This is a genomic window from Mesorhizobium sp. CNPSo 4671, assembly GCF_057784245.1.
Genome location: NZ_JBWLUW010000003.1, coordinates 62,647 through 80,817, shown reverse-complemented (window position 1 = coordinate 80,817; position 18,171 = coordinate 62,647). Strand labels below are relative to the sequence as shown.

General features: G+C 64.3%; 19 protein-coding genes. 8 read left to right on the top strand and 11 right to left on the bottom strand.

Features of this window, described 5'->3' with window-relative positions; all coding sequences use genetic code 11:
- Nucleotides 1–147: 147 nt before the first annotated feature.
- Nucleotides 148–402 (top strand): hypothetical protein, encoded by a 255-nt coding sequence (locus AC04SF_RS08565; protein WP_488477422.1) that lies wholly within the window; start codon nt 148–150, stop codon nt 400–402.
- 18 nt (nt 403–420) lie between these two features.
- Here the strand turns inward: AC04SF_RS08565 and AC04SF_RS08560 are convergent, their stop codons facing one another.
- Both AC04SF_RS08560 and AC04SF_RS08555 read right to left on the bottom strand, forming a co-directional pair.
- Nucleotides 421–1,620: an aminotransferase-like domain-containing protein gene (locus AC04SF_RS08560; RefSeq protein ID WP_488477974.1), complete on the bottom strand. Its 1,200-nt coding sequence runs from the start codon at nt 1,618–1,620 to the stop codon at nt 421–423.
- Between the two features lie 133 nt (nt 1,621–1,753).
- On the bottom strand, nt 1,754–2,206 hold the full coding sequence (locus tag AC04SF_RS08555) for a GNAT family N-acetyltransferase (protein ID WP_488477973.1): 453 nt from the start codon (nt 2,204–2,206) through the stop codon (nt 1,754–1,756).
- 103 nt (nt 2,207–2,309) lie between these two features.
- Here AC04SF_RS08555 and AC04SF_RS08550 point away from each other — a divergent pair, with 103 nt between their 5' ends.
- The gene (locus tag AC04SF_RS08550) at nt 2,310–2,789 is read left to right on the top strand and encodes a hypothetical protein (RefSeq protein ID WP_488477421.1); all 480 of its coding nucleotides are present in this window, start codon (nt 2,310–2,312) and stop codon (nt 2,787–2,789) included.
- 16 nt (nt 2,790–2,805) lie between these two features.
- On the opposite strand, the gene ybiA is transcribed toward AC04SF_RS08550, so the two are convergent.
- Nucleotides 2,806–3,348, bottom strand: a complete 543-nt coding sequence (ybiA, locus tag AC04SF_RS08545) for a riboflavin biosynthesis intermediates N-glycosidase (RefSeq protein ID WP_488477420.1) — start codon at nt 3,346–3,348, stop codon at nt 2,806–2,808.
- Between the two features lie 237 nt (nt 3,349–3,585).
- Entirely contained in the window at nt 3,586–4,338 is a 753-nt protein-coding gene (locus tag AC04SF_RS08540; RefSeq protein WP_488477419.1) for a pyridoxamine 5'-phosphate oxidase family protein, read from the bottom strand.
- Nucleotides 4,339–4,373: 35 nt separating this feature from the next.
- Between AC04SF_RS08540 and pdxR the strand changes: the two genes are divergently transcribed.
- On the top strand, nt 4,374–5,810 hold the full coding sequence (pdxR, locus tag AC04SF_RS08535; RefSeq protein WP_488477418.1) for a MocR-like pyridoxine biosynthesis transcription factor PdxR: 1,437 nt from the start codon (nt 4,374–4,376) through the stop codon (nt 5,808–5,810).
- Nucleotides 5,811–6,055: 245 nt separating this feature from the next.
- Here pdxR and AC04SF_RS08530 read toward each other — a convergent pair whose 3' ends face one another.
- On the bottom strand, nt 6,056–6,553 hold the full coding sequence (locus AC04SF_RS08530; RefSeq protein ID WP_488477417.1) for a hypothetical protein: 498 nt from the start codon (nt 6,551–6,553) through the stop codon (nt 6,056–6,058).
- Nucleotides 6,554–6,693: 140 nt separating this feature from the next.
- Here AC04SF_RS08530 and AC04SF_RS08525 point away from each other — a divergent pair, with 140 nt between their 5' ends.
- Entirely contained in the window at nt 6,694–7,263 is a 570-nt protein-coding gene (locus AC04SF_RS08525; protein ID WP_488477416.1) for a DUF922 domain-containing Zn-dependent protease, read from the top strand.
- 6 nt (nt 7,264–7,269) lie between these two features.
- On the opposite strand, the gene AC04SF_RS08520 is transcribed toward AC04SF_RS08525, so the two are convergent.
- Nucleotides 7,270–7,803 (bottom strand): RBBP9/YdeN family alpha/beta hydrolase, encoded by a 534-nt coding sequence (locus AC04SF_RS08520; protein WP_488477415.1) that lies wholly within the window; start codon nt 7,801–7,803, stop codon nt 7,270–7,272.
- A gap of 107 nt (nt 7,804–7,910) precedes the next feature.
- On the opposite strand from AC04SF_RS08520, the gene AC04SF_RS08515 reads away from it, so the two are divergent.
- Nucleotides 7,911–8,390, top strand: a complete 480-nt coding sequence (locus AC04SF_RS08515; protein ID WP_488477414.1) for an Lrp/AsnC family transcriptional regulator — start codon at nt 7,911–7,913, stop codon at nt 8,388–8,390.
- A 10-nt stretch (nt 8,391–8,400) separates the two neighbouring features.
- Here AC04SF_RS08515 and AC04SF_RS08510 read toward each other — a convergent pair whose 3' ends face one another.
- The gene (locus AC04SF_RS08510) at nt 8,401–9,933 is read right to left on the bottom strand and encodes an acid phosphatase (protein ID WP_488477413.1); all 1,533 of its coding nucleotides are present in this window, start codon (nt 9,931–9,933) and stop codon (nt 8,401–8,403) included.
- A gap of 230 nt (nt 9,934–10,163) precedes the next feature.
- On the opposite strand from AC04SF_RS08510, the gene AC04SF_RS08505 reads away from it, so the two are divergent.
- Nucleotides 10,164–11,399 (top strand): cytochrome-c peroxidase, encoded by a 1,236-nt coding sequence (locus AC04SF_RS08505; protein ID WP_488477972.1) that lies wholly within the window; start codon nt 10,164–10,166, stop codon nt 11,397–11,399.
- Nucleotides 11,400–11,568: 169 nt separating this feature from the next.
- Nucleotides 11,569–14,004 (top strand): putative bifunctional diguanylate cyclase/phosphodiesterase, encoded by a 2,436-nt coding sequence (locus AC04SF_RS08500; protein ID WP_488477412.1) that lies wholly within the window; start codon nt 11,569–11,571, stop codon nt 14,002–14,004.
- Nucleotides 14,005–14,008: 4 nt separating this feature from the next.
- On the opposite strand, the gene add is transcribed toward AC04SF_RS08500, so the two are convergent.
- The 3 genes from add to AC04SF_RS08485 all read right to left on the bottom strand — a co-directional run bounded on the left by add (nt 14,009) and on the right by AC04SF_RS08485 (nt 16,576).
- Complete coding sequence (gene add, locus AC04SF_RS08495) at nt 14,009–15,001, bottom strand: adenosine deaminase (protein WP_488477411.1); 993 nt, start codon at nt 14,999–15,001, stop codon at nt 14,009–14,011.
- A gap of 198 nt (nt 15,002–15,199) precedes the next feature.
- Nucleotides 15,200–15,859: a hypothetical protein gene (locus AC04SF_RS08490; RefSeq protein ID WP_488477410.1), complete on the bottom strand. Its 660-nt coding sequence runs from the start codon at nt 15,857–15,859 to the stop codon at nt 15,200–15,202.
- 12 nt (nt 15,860–15,871) lie between these two features.
- Nucleotides 15,872–16,576 (bottom strand): SDR family oxidoreductase, encoded by a 705-nt coding sequence (locus AC04SF_RS08485; protein ID WP_488477409.1) that lies wholly within the window; start codon nt 16,574–16,576, stop codon nt 15,872–15,874.
- Between the two features lie 127 nt (nt 16,577–16,703).
- Between AC04SF_RS08485 and gcvA the strand changes: the two genes are divergently transcribed.
- Complete coding sequence (gene gcvA, locus AC04SF_RS08480; RefSeq protein ID WP_488477408.1) at nt 16,704–17,603, top strand: transcriptional regulator GcvA; 900 nt, start codon at nt 16,704–16,706, stop codon at nt 17,601–17,603.
- Here gcvA and AC04SF_RS08475 read toward each other — a convergent pair.
- Nucleotides 17,600–18,061 (bottom strand): Lrp/AsnC ligand binding domain-containing protein, encoded by a 462-nt coding sequence (locus AC04SF_RS08475; RefSeq protein ID WP_488477407.1) that lies wholly within the window; start codon nt 18,059–18,061, stop codon nt 17,600–17,602. The two genes, gcvA and AC04SF_RS08475, sit on opposite strands and share 4 nt — an antisense overlap.
- Between the last annotated feature and the right edge of the window lie 110 nt (nt 18,062–18,171).

The following is an 18,171-nucleotide window of genomic DNA, read 5'->3' as shown; positions in this document are numbered from 1 at the left end:
GGCCTTCAAATGTCTGCGGGGATCAGACACCCAGGGAACACCTGTCAGCCAAAGAGGTTCCATCCAGGATTCTTTTCAGGAGAAATTCTCCCGACGGGAACTTTTCGATCAAACCGGAGTTTCGTGGCGCGGCGGGAGGAACCACGATTGGATTGTTTTCAGAGGCTGGAGGCGCTGGTCGACAGCGCCGGTGTCGACGATGTCGAGGAGGCAACCGCCTTGCTGCGACGCTTCAAGGGCAAGTCGCAGGCAGTCACCGCCGCAATCGACGAGTTCATGCTCGACTTCATGACATTGGTCTTCGTCGTCGAGACCGGCGAGGAAGGCTTTGAAAAGCCGCTCCGCAAACTGGCGCGCACCAGGCTTGCGATCCTCAAGCACTTGGTCGCTGTGAAGGCATAGCGCCTTCCATGATCCGCCTTACCGCTTCAGCAGCACCGCCAGCCGTGGAATGCCCTCGGTCACCGCGCGGCGGTCGGCGAGCGTGAAGGACAGCCGCAGCGTGTTGCGCCCGGTGCCGTCGGCGTAAAAAGCGTTGCCGGGCACGAAGGCGACGCGGGCCTCCTTCACCGACCGTGCCAGGAGCTCGGTGGCATCCGCCCCTTCCGGCAGCGTCGCCCAGACGAACATGCCGCCTTCCGGGCGGCTCCAGCTCACGCCCTCCGGCATGTGGGCTTCGAGCGCGCCAAGTAGGCCGTCGCGGCGTTCGCGGTAGGCGCCGATGAGTTTTTCGACCTGGCCGTCGAACACGGCTTCGGCGACGCGGTGCATGACCAGCTGATTGATCGACGGGCTGTGCAAATCGGAAGCCTGCTTCATCAGCACCAGCTTTTCCACCACATGGCGCGGCGCGCAGACCCAGCCGACGCGCATGCCCGGCGACAGGATTTTCGAGAACGAGCCGCAATAGAGCGTGCGCGCCTTGTCGATGCCGCCGGAACGCGCGCAATCGAGCGCCAGGATCGGCGGCACGCCCTCGCCATCGTAACGCAGCGCCCGATAGGCGGCGTCCTCGATGACCGCGATGTCGAGTTCGCCGGCAAGATCGAGCACCGCCTCGCGCTGTTTTTTGTCCAGCGTGTTGCCGGTCGGGTTGGCGAAGTCAGGCACCAGATAGGCGAACTTGACCTTGCCGCCATTCGCCGCTGCCGCCGCGCGATAGGCGTCGGGCGTCATGTTGCCGCCTTCGGGCCGCAGCCGGTCATAGCGCGGCTCATAGGCATTGAAGGCCTGCAGCGCGCCGAGATAGGTCGGCCATGTCACCAGCGCGGTGTCATTGGGCGACAGGAACAGCTTGCCGAGATAATCCAGCGCCTGCTGCGAGCCGGAGGTGATGAAAATGTTGGCCTCGTCGCAGGCAATACCGAGCTTGCCCATCTGCCCGGCAATCCAGCGCCGCAGCGGCAAATAGCCTTCCGAGACCTGGTACTGCAGTGCCGCCCCCGCCTCCGCGCCGCCCAGCACCTCGGCATAGGCATCGCGGATCGCCTCGGCCGGAAACAGCGCCGGATCGGGGATGCCGCCGGCAAACGAGATGATGTCCGGCTGGTCGAGCAGCTTCAGCAGTTCGCGGATTTCGGAGGCCTTCATGCGCGACGAGCGCGAAGCCAAGAGGTTCATAAGGGTCAAGTCACGCCTCCCCGGACGATTTTCATATAGGTCAATGTAGCTGACCTATATCCGCTTTGTCAGGCAATTTGAATAGTGCCTGAAAGCCTTCCGCTATACGCCAGTCGCTGCCGGGGCGGAACGCCTACAAGGTTTTCTTGTAACCAATATGGCTGCCGGTGAAGCCGAGCCTGTCATAGAAGCGGTGCGCGTCCGCCCGCCCCTTGTCGGTGGTCAGCTGGACAAGACTGCAGCCGCGCGCCCGGCATTCTCCGATCGCCCATGCGAACATCAGCCGGCCGATGCCGCCCGAGCGCCGGTGGCCGGCGACCCGCACCGCCTCGATCTGCCCGCGCCATGCGCCCTTGCGCGACAGCCCGGCAAGGAAGGTGATCTGCAACGTGCCGATCACCTCGGCCCCATCCACGGCCACCGCAAGCAGTTGGTTGGGATCGGCATCGATGGCGTCGAAGGCATCGAGATAGCCTTGCGCGAGCGGCAAGGACGCATCCTCACGGGCGGCGCCCAGCGGATCGTCGGCCAGCATGGTGACGATGGCAGGCAGGTCGGCGGCTTGCGCCTTGCGGAAGGTGATCATGGTGCCGGGATAGCGCGAGGCGCCAGCCGGGGCAAGGTGCCTCTTGAGCCGGAGGCGATCGGCTGCAATCATGCCCGTCCCACCATCTCGCAAGAGGGCCGGCATGCATGCCAGGGAACCGCTCTACCGCAAAGTGAACACCCGAACCCGCCTGGTTCTTCATGACCGTGGCGGCGAGTACAGATGGTCGCGAAACACAGGCCGGGAAGACCGGACCAACCGGGGTTCGATGCATGGCGGGCACCAACGTGGTCTGGATTACACGCCGCTGTTCAAATTCCTGCTGTCGCATCTCGGCGACGATTGGGCGGCGGTCCACAGCGAGGCGGTGGCACGCCTGGACCGCGCCGATCCGATCTTCTGGATGGTCGCGCGCAGTGAGGCCGAAAGGAAGCCGTTCATCAGGGTGGGCGAAAGTTCCTACTATAGCGGCCTCTATGTCGACGATGACAACCGCCTTGCGCGCGTCGATCCTGACTTGCGGGTCGAGGATATGGAACCATCCTGTTCCTGCTGCACCCACACATTCAACGGGTTGCCCTTCACCAGAGCCTTCAGGCCCTTCGCTGGAAATGCACCGTAGCTGGCGGGAGCCAGCTTCAACGCAGCCGGTCCCGTGCCTGCATCAGCGCAAACCCCAGCAGGTTCTCGCCGCGCCACAAAAGCGGGTTCGCCGCTTTCTTGTCGTCGGCGGCCAGTCCGATGCCCCACACACGGTCGACGGGGCTCGCCTCGACCAGGACCTGCTCGCCGGTCGAAAGCAGATATGCGCGAAGGGCGGCATTCTGCCGGAATTTCTCAAAACTCCCCTCGCCGACGATGCGCCGCTTCGGCGTCCCATCTGGATTCGTCGAAACCGCGCACCTGCCGGCCAAACTGCTTCGCCTGCTTGGGGCTTCCTGCCCGCAGGATCTGCGCCGCGGTCTCGTCATCGCCGAACAGCGGGCCTTCTCGCCCATCATCCAATGTTCGGCGGTCGGATAGCTGCGGCCAGCCACGACAAAGGGGGCTGGCCACCATTGGCTGAAACAGGACGCGGTGATGCTGCCGTCCTTGGAGGGCTGATGTCCCCAGAAGAACAGGAATTTGAGCCGGGATTCTGCCCGGAACGCGTCTTCGAGCTGGGAACGGTCGTAAATCATGGACGCGACAGAACAGAGCGGGCGGGCAGCTTGTCAATACCGATCCTGCTGCGCCGGCAGCGGCAAGGGTGCGCTCTCCCTTCTCCCCTTGTGGGAGAAGGTGGATCGGCGCGCAGCGCCGAGACGGTTGAGGGGTGTTCCAGCGGAGTGAGACGTCTGTATTCCCTGGAGCACCCCTCATCCGACCTCGCTTCGCGAGGCCACCTTCTCCCACAAGGGGAGAAGGAGAGGCGCCAGCTACACCTCGCCCTCATAAACCCGCTGCGCCTGCATCAACGCCGCGTCCAGCCTCTCACCCTCGGCATATCCAGCCAGGTTCTCCGGCCGCTCGATGCCGGGCAGCAGCCTCGGGCACGGCTCGGCCGCGCCAATCACTGTCCGCACCGGGATGACGCCGGCCCAGACCGGATGGACGTAATCCTCCTCGTCGTCGGCAACGCCCTTGGCGCGCACCTTGGCCGACGCCTCCTCGATGCGCATGCCGATCACCGTCGTCGCCTTGGCCTCCTGCGCCGAGATCGGCCGCAAGGTCTCGCTGCGGCCGGGGTAGAAGCGGTCGACGACGCCGGCCAGCGCCTTCATCTTCTCCTCCGGCTCGTCGACGATCCGTGCCGTGCCGAAACACATGGCCGAGCGGTAGTTGGCGGAATGGTTGAAGCCGGTGCGCGCCAGCACCAGCCCGTCGAGATGCGACACGGTGAGGCAGGCAGGCGTGCCGCCGCGCAGCTGGCGCAGCATGCGGCTGGCGGACGAGCCGTGCCAGTAGAGCATGTCGCCCTCGCGCCAGTGGATGGTCGGCGTGCAATAGGGCTGGCCGTCGAACGTGTAGGCGACGTGGCAGAGCAGCCCGGCATCCAGCACCGCGAAGACGGCCGCATGGTCGTAGCTGCCGCGCTCATGCAGGCGCTTGACCCGGTTGCGGCTGGTGGTCGGAAAGCTGGCGGCGACGTCGTTCACGGCTTGCGTCCTCGGTTGTTGTCTGGCAACCATGCGCCATGACATTGGTCGATAAAAGGACCAATCCAATGGATAAAAATCAGACCAATATGCCGGATTGGTCGGCGCTGATCCCGGTTCTGCCCGGCGACGGCCCGCGCAGCCGCGAGCTTTACGCGGCGCTCAGGCGGCTGATCGAGACCGGCGCGCTGGCCGCCGGCGCCAAGCTGCCGACCACACGCGACCTTGCGCGACGCTTCGGCCTGTCGCGCTCGGCGGCCGTCGCCTGTTTCGAAATGCTGATCTCGGAAGGCTTTGCTGTCGCCAAGGTCGGCGCCGGCACCTTCGTCGCGCCCGACGTGCCACATCTGCCGACAACGCTGGCCAAGGCGCGCCCGCCCGAGATCGATGCCGCCACCTCGCTGCCTTGCGGCCTTGGCGTCGCGGTGTCCGACCCGCGCACGCTCAATTTGTTCCGCATCCTGCTGTCGCGTCACCTCGCCCGCCCCGGCCCCGAACATTTCCGCTATGGCGATCCGCGCGGCGGCCTTCCGCTGCGCACCGCGATTGCCACCTATCTCAGGACCGCGCGCGGCGTGCGTTGCGACGCCGGCCAGATCGTGCTGACCTCGGGCACGCAGCAAGGGCTCGACCTGCTGACGCGCGCAGCACTGCGCCCCGGTGACGCCGTGTGGATCGAAAATCCCTGTTATCCCATGGCGCACGCCGTGCTGGCCGGCAGCGGCGCCGGGATTATCGCCGTGCCGGTCGACGCCGAGGGGCTCGATCCCGAAATCGGCGAGCGTCTGTGCCCAAGAGCACGCGCGGCCTATGTCACGCCCTCGCACCAATATCCGCTCGGCGTGACGATGACGATGCGCCGGCGCCTCGCCCTGCTCGACTGGGCGCGGCGCAACGATGCCTGGATCATCGAGGACGATTACGACAGCGAGTTCCGCTATGCCGGTCCGCCGCTGACCTCGCTGCAGGGCATGGATGGCGCCAACCGCGTTGCCTATCTCGGCACCTTCTCCAAGGTGCTCTTTCCCGGTCTGCGCATCGGCTATGTCGTGGTGCCGGAACCGCTGCTCGACGCCGTCATGGCGGTCCGGGCGCGCTCCGACCGTTACCCCTCGACACTGGCCGAAGGCGCGCTGACCGATCTTTTGAACGAAGGCCATTTCGCCGCCCATCTCAGGCGCGTGCGCCGCCGGGTACAAGCCGCGCGCGACGTGCTGGTCTCGGGCCTCGAGGCGCATTGCGGCAACAGGCTCGATGTGACGGTGCCCGAACAGGGGCTGCATCTGATGGCGATGCTGAGGGGCGGCGGACCGGACACAGCCATTGTCGAGGCGGCAAAGGCGGTGGGCGTTGGCGCCCGGGCACTGTCCGCGATGTTCATCGACGGGAGGCCGACGCACGGGCTGGTGCTCGGGTTTTCCGGGTTTTCGGATGAGGAGTTGAGGGCGGCGATGGTGAGGTTGGGCGGGGTGCTGCAACAGCATCCCCTCCCTTCGTCATCCTAGGGCGAAGCAGGGGCGCAGCTCCGTCGCGGAGACCCTAGGATCCATGCCGCGACGCCTATGACGATCCAAAGCGGATCAGGATAAAGCACTACCACCCGTGCCGTAGAACAACTGCAATGCATCGGGATAACATCCTGGTTCCGCTGCATTTTCCGGCAGACTTCACGGCATGGATCCTAGGGTCTGCGCCGCGTCGCTGCGCTCCTTGCTCCGCCCTAGGATGACGAAGGCGTGTGTGTCGCCCCTCAATCCCCATCCCCCGCCGGCTTTGCCTTGCCACACTGCGCCAGCACCTTGCCGATCGCCCCGCTCGAGCCCTTCAGCGGAAAGCTGACCGCGCCATATTTGGCCGAACTGACCGACACATCCCCCTTCGAACGCAGCAGGTCGAGCAGCGGATCGGCTTTCTCCAAATCCACCGTGAAATAACCGTACATTTCCTCCAGCTGCAGCGTCTTGGTCACGGTCTTGCCGTCGGCCTTGAAGTCGAAAGCGCCGCTGATGCCGGGCTCCGTCTGCTGGCCGCTGGAACCCAGATCGTAGCTCAGCACCGGTTTGTCGAAGCAGGCCAGCATCAGATACGCGTCGCCCTTCGGCCCGCCGCAGACCGAGGCGGTCAGCACGCTGCCGCCCTCGTCTTCCTCCATCTTGGCGGTCCAGCCGCTGCACGATGCGGCAAAGGCCGGCTGCGCGGCCTGCAATACTGCCACGGCCCCGGCGACGACGAGATAGCGAACTTTCATGACTTCCCCTCCGACAATTGCAGCACCCGTCGGCAGCATATAGGAAAAGCGATCCCGTGACATTGGCCGTTGCGGCAAGGTCGCGTGGTCCGGGTTTGGAGAGAGCGGTGTTGAGAGCATGCGTTCGTCTGTGCGTTTTGATGGCGGCCCTGGTTACTTTGCCCGTGGCTGCCCATGCGCAGTGGAAGCCGGTCGAGAAGGTCGAGACCTACGCCATTTCGGGCCAGTCCGGGCTGGAGCTCTATCGGTCAATCGGCGAGAACGGACCGAATGTCGGTATCGCCCGCGCCATCGCCTACACCAACTTCAAGCTGACCTGGGGCGTCAGGGACTACAAGCCCAGGGGCAAGGATTGCGTGCTGACGGCGGGGAAGCCGAAATTGATCATCACCTACACCTTGCCAAGTCCTTCCGCGCCGCTGCCGCCGGCCGTCCAGAAGAACTGGGAGGTGTTCATCGCCGGCGTCAGCGCCCATGAGAAGGTGCATGGCGCCAGCATGATAAAAATGGTGCATGACATCGAAGCCGCGACAGACGGGCTGACCGTCGCCGACGATCCCAAATGCAGCAAGACCAGGGCCGAGGTGGTCCGTCGGCTCGACGCGATCTCGAAGGCGAGGATACAGGGCAGCCGGGATTTCGACCGCGTCGAGTTCGGCAAGGGTGGCAATCTGCAGAAGCTTGTCCTCGCTTTGGTCAACGGCGGCTGAGCGCCTTCAAGCTTCGGACACCAGCCCGTCGAGCAGCGCCAAACCTTCAGGCCAGTCACCCAGGCCGCTATCGGCATTGATGTGGCCGAACGGTCCGATCACGGCCAGGCGGCTGCCCCATTGCGTCGCCCGCGCCTGCGCATACTCCTGCGAGCCATAAGGGTCGTTGGTGCTGGTCACCACCAGCGAGGCAAAGCGCAGCTTGCCCTGCGGAATTCCGGCGAAAGCCATGCCATATCCGGGAAAGACCGCCGACGCTGGATCGGGAACGGCGACCAGCAAGGCAGCCTTGACCGGCCTTTGCGAAATCTTCTGCCAATGCGCGATCAGCAGGCAGGACAGGCTGTGCGCGACCAGCACCGGCGGCTCCGGCGCCGCGATCACGGCAGCCTCCAGCGCCGCCAGCCAGTCGCTGAAATCGGGCAGGTCCCAGCTTGTGGGCTGGAAGCGCCGCATCGCCGGATCGGCGCCTTCCCAGAGCGATTGCCAATGCGCCGGACCCGAACCGCCGCTACCCGGCAGGATGATGAAATGCGTCATGTCGCCTTGCTCCTATCGATTGATAGGCATGGTGGCGTCTTGCACTGGCATCGAGAATGGGAAACGATCGGAAAAATCACGTCCTTGCCGATGGATTCAAGGTGACCATGAAGAATAGCGATGAGCGCGCGCCGCTCGACCCGACCGACATCGCCATTGTCGAGGCCATGCAGGAGAACGGCCGCATCGGCATATCGGAGCTTGGCCGGCGGGTCGGCCTGTCGCAGCCGGCGACCTCCGAGCGCGTGAAACGGCTGGAGGAGCGCGGCATCATCGCCGGCTACACCGCGGTGATCGATCCGGTGGCGCTGGGCCTCGGCATGATGGCCATCATCCGCATGCGCACCACGCATGAGCACATCCGCCCCTGCCTGAAACAGTTCGCCGAAATGCCCGAGATCACCGAAGTGCACCGGCTGACCGGCGAGGACTGCTTCATCCTGAAAGTGGTCGTGCCCTCGCCCGCCCACCTTGAAACCATCGTCGACGCCGTGGCGCGCCATGGCGCGGTCACCACGGCACTGGTGCTGCGCAGCGAAAAGCCGAAGCCGATCGGCCGCGAGCTGATCCGCAGATCAGGCGGTTAGCGGCCCAAGCCTACCGGCTGAGATCAAGCGCCGCGCTCAGATCCCCCATCGGCGGCTCGCCATTGGCGGCGAGCGCCTTGTCGCGGGCGACGATGCCGGAGAGCACCGGCAGGTCGTAGCGCGCGGTGATGAAGCGCAGGATCGACGTCGTGTCATATTGCGTGTGGTCGACCGTGCCCATTTTCGCATAGGGCGAGATGATGAAGGTCGGGATGCGGTTGCCCGGTCCCCAGCGGTCGGCCCTCGGCGGCGCGACGTGGTCCCAGTACCCGCCATTCTCGTCATAGGTGACGACCACCAGCATGTGGCTCCATTGCGGGCTCTTCTCCAGATGCGCGACGAGGTCGGCCAGATGCTGGTCGCCCGATGTCACGTCGGCGTAGCCGCTGTGCTCGTTGAGATTGCCTTGCGGCTTGTAGAAGCTGACAGAAGGCAGTTTGCCGTCGTCGATCGCCTTGATGAACTCGGTGCCGTCCAGGCCGCCATCCCTGAGATGCGCGGTGCGCGCGGCGGTGCCCGGCGCATAGGCGGCGAAATAGTTGAACGGCTGGTGGTGGAACTGGAAGTTCGGCACCGGCGTCGCGTTCTTGCCGTCGAGCGTTGCCTGCCAGGCGCCGGCATACCAGGCCCAGTCGATCCCCTTCAGAGACATGAGGTCGCCGATGGTGATGTCGTGTTGCGGCGGCAGCGTCGTCGGCTGCGTCGGGTCGGCCAGCGCCTTGTCGCCGCCCTCGACCGGTTTGTTGGCGCTCGGCTGATAGGGCGGCTGCATGGTGTTGACGGCGTAGAAGTCGGGCGTGATGGCGCCGTCGTTGACAAATTTCGGTGCACCGCCAAGTGCCGAGGCCGGCGAATTGTCGGCGACCTTCAGCGTCTTGCCATCGGCCTCGACGACGGCGATCTGGCCCTTCACCGGGCTGGTGTCGGCATGCGGATAGACCGGCGCGCAGGCGCAGGCGAGCATGATGTGGTTGAGAAAGGAGCCGCCAAAGGCACCCTGGAAGAAATTGTCGGCCAGCACGTATTTCTTCGCCACCGCCCACATCGGCAGGCCGGAGCCGTCATAATGGCCCATCACCAGCCCGCCGGAATCGGCCCAGGCGGCAAACTTGTCATTCTTGCCGCCGTCGATCTGCATCTGCTCCTGGTAGAAGCGATGCCAGAGGTCGCGCGTGATGACGGAGGTCTTCTCGTTGAAGCCGCTGGCGTCGTCGATGGCGAAGCTGGCATTGGCAAGATGCGCCGACTGCGCCTCGGTCACCACGGGCGTCACGCCCTTGGCGGTCAGTCCGCCCCAGGCCGGCGGCAGTTCGGCAAGCGGCTTGCCGTCGCGGTCGAGCTGGCGCGCCAGATCGGCCGAGACATTGGCCAGCCCATTGGCGCCGGGGAAGCCGCCATAGAGATTATCGAAGCTGCGGTTCTCGGCATAGATGACGACGACGGTGTCGATCTTGTCGTAGCCGGGAGGGGCGGCGTTGGCAGCGGAGGCGAGCGATGCCAGGGCCGTGGAGGCGAGGCAAAGGGAGAGAAGGGACCTGGTCATGAAGATGCCTCGTGGCTGGGGGATGGCTTGAGGACGACACGCATCGGCAACGAAAACGCACGGATGGAGCTACGTCCGTGCCTTGTCACCTTTGTGACATTTGCCGGCCCATCGAACACGGTTTCGTGAACGCCGGGCTGGGTCATGAATCCGTTGCACAGGATACTTAGTTGCGGGATCGAAAACGGACTGCAGGCATGGCAACGGGACGATGGAAGAACCGGGCGGCAATGATCGCAGCGGCATCGATGGTAAGCTTAGCCGCACCGGCAAACACGGCGATACCGGATGGCGTCCACCCCGGCCCGATGTCGCGCGCGCAGGCCTACGCGCGCGCCGAGGCGCTGACCGCGCTTGGCAAGAAAATGTTCTTCGACCCGGCGCTTTCCGCCTCGGGCAAACAGGCCTGCTCGTCCTGCCATGACCCGCACCACGCCTTCGGCCCGGCCTCGGCCTCGCCGGTGGAGATGGGCGGCCCGAACCTCGACCGGCCGGGCGTGCGCGCCGTGCCCTCGCTGCGCTATCTGCAGGCGGCGCCCGCCTTCACCGAGCATTTTTACGATTCCGAGGACGAGGGCGACGAGAGCGTCGACAACGGACCGACCGGCGGCCTGACCTGGGACGGCCGCGCCGACCATGGCAAGGACCAGGCGAAGATCCCCCTGCTCTCGCCCTTCGAGATGGCCAACAAGGATGAAGCCGCCGTCACCGCCGCGTTGCGCAAGGCGGCCTATGCCGACGCGTTCAAGGCGGCCTTCGGCGACGACGTGTTCGACCATCCGGGTGACGCCTTCGACGCCGCCGCCGAAGCGCTCGGCACCTTCGAGCAGAGCGCGCCCGACTTCTATCCCTACTCCAGCCGCTACGACGCCTTCCTCGCCGGCAAGGCTGAACTCACGGCGCAGCAACTGCGCGGCCGTGCGCTGTTCGAGGACGAGACCAAGGGCAATTGCGCCAGCTGCCATCTCAGCGAACCCGCCAATGACGGCGAGCCGCCGCAGTTCACCGATTTCGGCCTGATCGCCATCGCCGTGCCACGCAACGCGGCGATTCCCGCCAATGCCGATCCGGCCTATGTCGATCTCGGCCTCTGCGGCCCGCTGCGCACCGACTTCAAGGGGCGGACCGAATATTGCGGCCTGTTCAAGACGCCGACCCTGCGCAACGTCGCGCTGCGCAACAGCTTCTTCCACAACGGCATCTTCCACACACTGCGCGACGCCATCGCCTTCTACGCCAGCCGCGATACCGACCCCGGCCACTGGTACCCCAGGAATGCCGACGGCACGGTCAAGAAATATGACGATCTGCCAAAGGCTTACTGGCCGAACTTGAATCGGGATCCGCCCTTCAACGGCAAAAAGCCCGGCGACAAACCGGCGCTCGACGACGCCGAGATCGACGACATCGTCGCGTTTCTCGGCACGCTCACCGACGCCGACCAGCAGACAGTGCCAGCGAACTGAACCCCTAGCGCCCTGCCCATTCCCGGCTCGACCGTCCGCGAAAAATGGGGTCTCGAGCTTTCCAGATTTGCTGCGCGCCAAGGCTTGGAAACAGTAAAGAAAGACATATCCCATTAGCGCTTCCTAAACCGCGATACGATATCCCTTGCCACTCGAGGGTGGGATACAGATGAACGCATTCAGGCGAGCGGCCGGATCTGTAGTGATCCTGTTGACCGGCGCGGCGACGCTGGCGGCGTTGCATATCGATGCCCAGCGAAACTTCGCGCTGGCCAAGGAACGCTATCTCGAGAATTCCCAGGCAGCCTCCAGGGCAACGGCCAAGACCGTCGAAGACGCCTTGCGGGCCGTCTATGAAAATGTCCGGACCTTGACCTATCTGCCCAGCGTCCAAAACCTCGACCGGCACGGCACCAATCTGGGCGACGAAGGCCGCGCGACAATCCAGCAGATCTACAACAACCTCGCCAACAACGTCTCCATTTCCGAGGTTTACTTCTTGCCGCTGGATTTCAACCCGGACCGCTTCGATGCGGTGACCGGCAAGCTCGAGGAGCCGATCCTCCAATTCGACCAGCTGATCGTGAATGCCAAGGCGAGATCCGAGGCCTCCGCCGACGCGAAGCCCGGAAAATTGGACCAGAATGCCCTGGTCCGCCCTGCCGAGGAGATCGAGACCTATGAATACCACGAACTGGCCAAACAGCTCGCCTGGCTGAAGACGAACTATCCGAATTCGAGCGCCATTGACGGGTTGAATGTGCCCATTATCGGCACGAAGGAGCTCATCACCTGCGACAACACCGATTTCATCCATACCGGCAATGACGCCGATCGCTCAGGCTTCATCCTTTCCGTCCCGGTCTTCGGCGGGGATGGCAGCCTGCGCGGCTCCGTCTCGGCGATCATGCTCACCTCGGCGCTGCGCAAACTGTTGCCGAGCAGCGACTATGTCATCGTCAATTCAGGCTACGGTTTCGAATCCGACCAGCACAAGATGTCGACGGCCCTGGCGGCGGACTCCCATGCCTTCACCGCAGCCGACCCCAATCTGATCTATTCCGAAGTCATCCCGCTCTCGCTCAACGATCCCAGGAGCGCATGGCGTCTCTGGGCCGGTTTTCCCAACAGTCGGTTCGACAGCAATCTGGACGTCCAGTCCGTGCGTCAATTCGAGCTGGCCGGCTATGCAGCGGTCGCGGTGGTCACGCTGTTGGCGCTGGCCTGCTGGTATGCGATCGGGCGGACGATGACGATGCAGGTCGAGGCTGCCGAGACCCTGGAGCGGCGGGTCGAGGAACGCACCGCCGAGATCCAGCACCTGGCCACGCATGACATTCTCACCGGCCTGCCCAACCGAGGCCTCTTGGCAGAAACGATGGACGAGGCCTTGAGAAGCCTCAGGGACAGCGAGAAGCTGGCTGTCCATTGCGTCGATCTCGATCGTTTCAAACCGGTCAACGACACGCTCGGCCATCCGGTCGGCGACGAGTTGCTTGGTGCGGTGGCGAAGCGGTTGAAACACCATGCCGGCGAAACCGCCATGGTGGCGAGAATTGGCGGGGACGAGTTCGTCATCCTTCAGCTCCTGCTCGACGGCAACGACGAGGCCGGCGGGCTGGCAAGCCGCGTCATTCATGCCCTGTCCGACGAATTCTCCATCCAGGGTCACAAGATCAACATCGGCGGCAGCATAGGCATCGCCGTCTTCCCCGACGACGGGCAAAATTCGGAAACCCTTATCCGCAACGCCGACCTCGCCTTGTACAAGGCCAAGATGGAAGGCCGCGGGACCTGCAGGTCGTTCGAGCCAGGAATGGACGCGAGACTGCAGGAGCGGCGCCAACTCGAATCCGAACTGGCGCTCGGCGTGAAGAAAGAACAGTTCGTCCTGCATTATCAACCGCTGCACGACGCAAAGACCTCGCAACTCACAGGCTTCGAAGCGCTGGTGCGATGGAACCATCCGCGCCTCGGCCTGCTGCCGCCGTCGGAGTTCATCCAACTGGCCGAGGAGACGGGCGTCATCGATGCGCTTGGCGAGTGGATCCTGCGGCGTGCCTGTACCGACGCCGCGAAATGGCCCCTGCCCGTCAAGGTCGCGGTCAATCTCTCGCCGGCCCAGTTCAAACAACAGGGGCTGTCGCTTCAGGTCGCCTCGGCGCTCGCGGCGTCGGAGCTGCTGCCGTCGCGGCTCGAGCTGGAGATCACCGAATCGGTGCTGCTGGCGAACAACGAAAACACGCTAAACACGCTGCACAGCCTGCGCGACCTCGGCATCTCCATAGCCATGGACGATTTCGGCACCGGCTATTCCTCGCTGAGCTATCTCAGATCGTTCCCGTTCAACCGCATCAAGATCGACCGCAGCTTCGTCAGCCTGATGTGCGAGAGCAGCGAAAGCCGGGCAATCGTCAAGGCCGTCGCCGAACTCGGCACCACGCTCGGCATGACCACAACCGCCGAAGGCGTCGAGACCGAGGACCAGTACAGGCTGGTCAGGGAGAATGGCTGCACGGATGTCCAAGGCTGGTTGTTTGGCCGTCCAATGCCGGTCTGCGAGCTACATGCGCTTTTCGAACAGCCAGAAGCCCTGACCGCGTAATCTGTCAGCTCCGCCAGGCCGCCAGATCGGCCAGGATCCGCGCCTTCAGCGCCGGGTCGGCATAGCTCGCCTGCACCGATGTCGCGGCGAGCTGGCGGATGGTTTCGTCGTCCCATGCGAAAGTCTCGGCGCAAGCGGCGTAGGAGGCTTCAAGCGTGGTGTCGAGCAGCGACGGATCGTCGGTGTTGATCGAGACCGGGACACCGGCCTTGCGCAAGGCATCGAGCGGATGTTGCGCAAGCGAGGAATAGACACCGAGCGCCAGATTGGAGACCGGGCAGACGCCGAGCGGAACCTGCCTTTGCGCCAGCAAGTCGACGAGGTCCGGATCCTCGATCGCCCGCACGCCGTGGTCGATGCGGTCGGCGCCCAGCAGTTCGATGGCGTCGCGAACGCCTTCCGGGCCGCTCGACTCGCCGGCATGAACGGTGCGCCGCAAACCCGCTGCGCCGGCACGGCGAAACGCCTCGGCGAAGCGCGGGCCGGTGCGGCCGGCCGCCGCTTCGTTTCCGTCGATCGACAAGGCGACGACACGGCTGTGCCTGATGCCGCTCAGCAACTCCACCAGCTCGATCGCTTCCGCCGCCGACTGGGTGCGCAGCAGGCTGACGCAAAGCCCGACCGGCGGGTGCCCATCTTGCTCGGCGGCCGCGAAACCCGCATCGAACGCGTCGATCATCCCCGGAATGTCTTTGTGCCAATGCGGCCAGTGCGTCGGGTTGACGATGACGTCGGCGTAGCGCACGCCGCTTCGGCCCATGCGCTGCGCAAACTTGTAGGCCGTGTTGGCAAGCTGCTCTCGCGTGCGAAAAGTCCCGCACAACCAGTCGAGCATTTCGAGGAAGCTCTTGAGGTCATGGGCTTCGAACAGCCTGTCGCGCGGCGTGCGCAGCGGAATGCCGGCTTCCTCGCAGTTCGCGATCACATCGTCGGCCTCGAAGCAGCCCTCGATATGGATGTGCACTTCGGCTTTCGGCAGTCCGATGAAGTCGGTCAATGACGCCTCCCCTCTTGGCCGGCGCCATCAAACCATGAAACGGCCGCTGCCGGTTTCAAGAAATGATTGAAAGAACTGCGCGTGGGCCGCGAGAGCGATCCGACCATACGCCGGCCAGTTGGCTTGGGCGCAGTCCGTCAATCAGGTTAGTGGCAAGCAAAGGTTCAGCAAGCGCAGTTGGGGTTTCGGCCAATTCGATCATCCGGCAACCTTGCGAGCCCATTGCCAGAATGGATCGTCCGAAAAGGCGGCATCCATATCCGACACGCGTGTGACGATCTCAGAAGCAGTCCTCGGCACGATCACATGAAACGTCGATGCGACCCACTGTCTGAACTCGAAAGGCGGCCGGTAGGAGACAACTGGTTGGTCTCCGCGATGCTCATTTGCATAGGCGTCTTCAGGTGTGAGCGCGAAGACCTCCGGCCAACAGAGTTCCTCGTAGCCAATGGCCAGCAAACGCAGGAAATCGACGGCGTTGTCTGCCAGTACGCAGGATAAGGTCGATCCTGATCCGGACCCCAGATGCACGAAGCGCTGCACGCCCGTGTCGTCCATCCATATCCCCGCCTGGGACCCCTCGCCACCTGTGACGATGAAGGGCGCCACTCGACCTGTCACTGAAACATCGCCATTGCCGAGCCACGCTCCCATCAAGTCAGGATCGACGACAGTGAAATGGGTGCGAGCCAGTCCCTCTCTTTGCTTAACTGTTGCGGGATACAGCGGGGCATAGCGGATGGCCTCGTTTCGAACGAACCCGTAATCCTCCATCCAGCGAAGTGCCATCTGCAATTCTTCCGGCATTCGCAGCAGTGGGGGAAACGTACTCTCGACCTCGCTCAAAAAGCTCGTCACGCCATGCCTCCTTCACAACGCCCGGATGACACCCCCATCCACGCGGATGTTCTGGCCGGTGATGTAGCCTGCACCCTCCGACGCCAGGAAAGCAATCGTCGCGGCGACCTCCTCCATAGTGCCGTAGCGTTGCATCGGCACGTTGTCGCGGCGCTCTTCGGTGGCCGGCAGGCTGTCGATCCAGCCGGGCAGCACATTGTTCATGCGCACATTGTCCGGTGCATAAGTGTTGGAGAAGATCTTGGTGTAGGCGGCAAGGCCGGCGCGGAACACGGCTGATGTCGGAAACATCGCGTTCGGCTCGGCGACCCAGGCGGTCGAGATGTTGATGATGGCGCCGCCCTTCTGCTTGACCATTTGCGGCGCCACGATGCGCACCGGCCGGATGACGTTCATCAGATAGACATCCATGCCGGTATGCCACTGCTCGTCCGTGATCTCCAGGATCGGTGCGCGCGGCCCGTGGCCGCCGCTGTTGACCAGCACGTCGATGCGGCCATAGCGCTCCAGCGTCAGGTCGGCGAGGCGCTGCAGATCGTCATTCGACTGGTTGGATCCGGTGACGCCGAGCCCGCCCAATTCCTTGGCCAGCGCCTCGCCCTTGCCGGAGGACGACAGGATGGCGACCTTGAACCCGTCCGCTGCCAGGCGCTTGGCCGCCGCCGCCCCCATGCCGCTGCCACCAGCCACGACGACAGCCACTTTTTCTACACTCATTGTATTTTCCTCTTCGGGTTGGCGGGCACCGCAAGCGGCGTTTTCGGGATTTGAGCGGTGATATAGCTGGTTTTTCCGCATGGTTCGAACCAGAATGCCTGAAATCAACCAGTAGAAAAACTCCTGCATGCCCGAAGCCTTCCTGAGCCTGCCGCCGCTGAATGCGCTGCGCGCCTTCGAAGCCTCGGCGCGCCATCTCAACTTCCGCATCGCCGCGGAGGAGCTGAACGTCACGCAAGGTGCGGTGGCCCAGCACATTCGCGGCCTGGAGACCCATCTCGGCACGAAACTGTTCGAGCGGCTGCCGCGCGGCCTGGCGCTGACCGATCAGGGCCGCGCCTATGTGCCCAACATCCGCCGCGCCTTCGACCTGATCTCGGAGGCGACCCTGCTGTTGCGCCCCGAGCCGGCGCGGCTGACGATCAGCGTGACGCCAAGCTTCGCCACCAAATGGCTGATCCCCCGGCTACAGGATTTCATGGCCGACAATCCGCTGGTCGACCTGCGCGTGCTGGCCAGCGAAAGCCTGTCGAGCTTCCAGGCCGACGGCGTCGACATCGCGGTGCGGCAAGGCCGCCCGCCCTTCGGCGCCGGCCTGGTCGTCGACCTGTTGTTTCCCCAGCAGATCGTCGCCATCTGCAGCCCGGCCCTGCTGCCGGCCGGCACGATCGAAATCCCGGCGGCCGAAATCCAGCATCACGTTCTGCTGCACGACGCGCACAATCTGTGGCCGGAATTCATGGAAAAGGCCGTCGGACTGAAGATGACGGCCGAGCTCAAACGCATGCGCTTCAACCAGACCAGCCTCGCCATCGACGCGGCCATCGCCGGCCAGGGCATAGCGCTGGCCAGCCGCTTCCTCGTCGCCGCCGACCTCGCCGCTGGTCGGCTGGTCCAGCCGGTCAGCGGCGAAATGCGCGGCGCGCAGGATTTCTATGTCGTGATGCCTAGAAAGCAGCGCCATCCCGAGCCGACGCAAGCCGTGCGGCAATGGCTGCTGGATGCAGGGGAACGGCCGCCGGTCTAGATCGGCAGCAACGCGTCCGGTTTCACATTGGCGATCGAGGCGTAGGTATGCGTCTCCCGGACGCCGGGCAGCGGCAGGATCACCCGCTGCAGGAAATCCTGGAACATCGTCATGTCGGCGATACGCGCCTTGACCAGATAATCGAAGCCGCCAACCACCATGTGGCATTCGATGATCTCGGGCGCCCGCAGCACCGCCTCTGCGAAGCGGTCGAAGACATGCGGCGCCGTATGATCGAGCCGCACCTCGATGAAGACCAGTTGTGCCTGCCCGATCCGGGCCGGGTCGAGAACGGCCCGCACCGCCTGGATGAAGCCTTCGGCGAACAACCGTTTGATGCGCTGCGCCGCCCCGGTCGGCGACAGGCCGACGCGGCGGGCCAGATCGAGCGTCGTGCGACGGCCGTCCTCTTGCAGCAAGCGCAACAGCGAGCGGTCGATGCGGTCGAGATCGTCCATTCTGGATTCGCACTTCTTGGCAATGGATAGCGTGATTATCACGCAGAAATCGTGAAAACAGCATATTTCATCACGCTGTCGAGTGGCAATACCGTTGACGGGCAACGCAA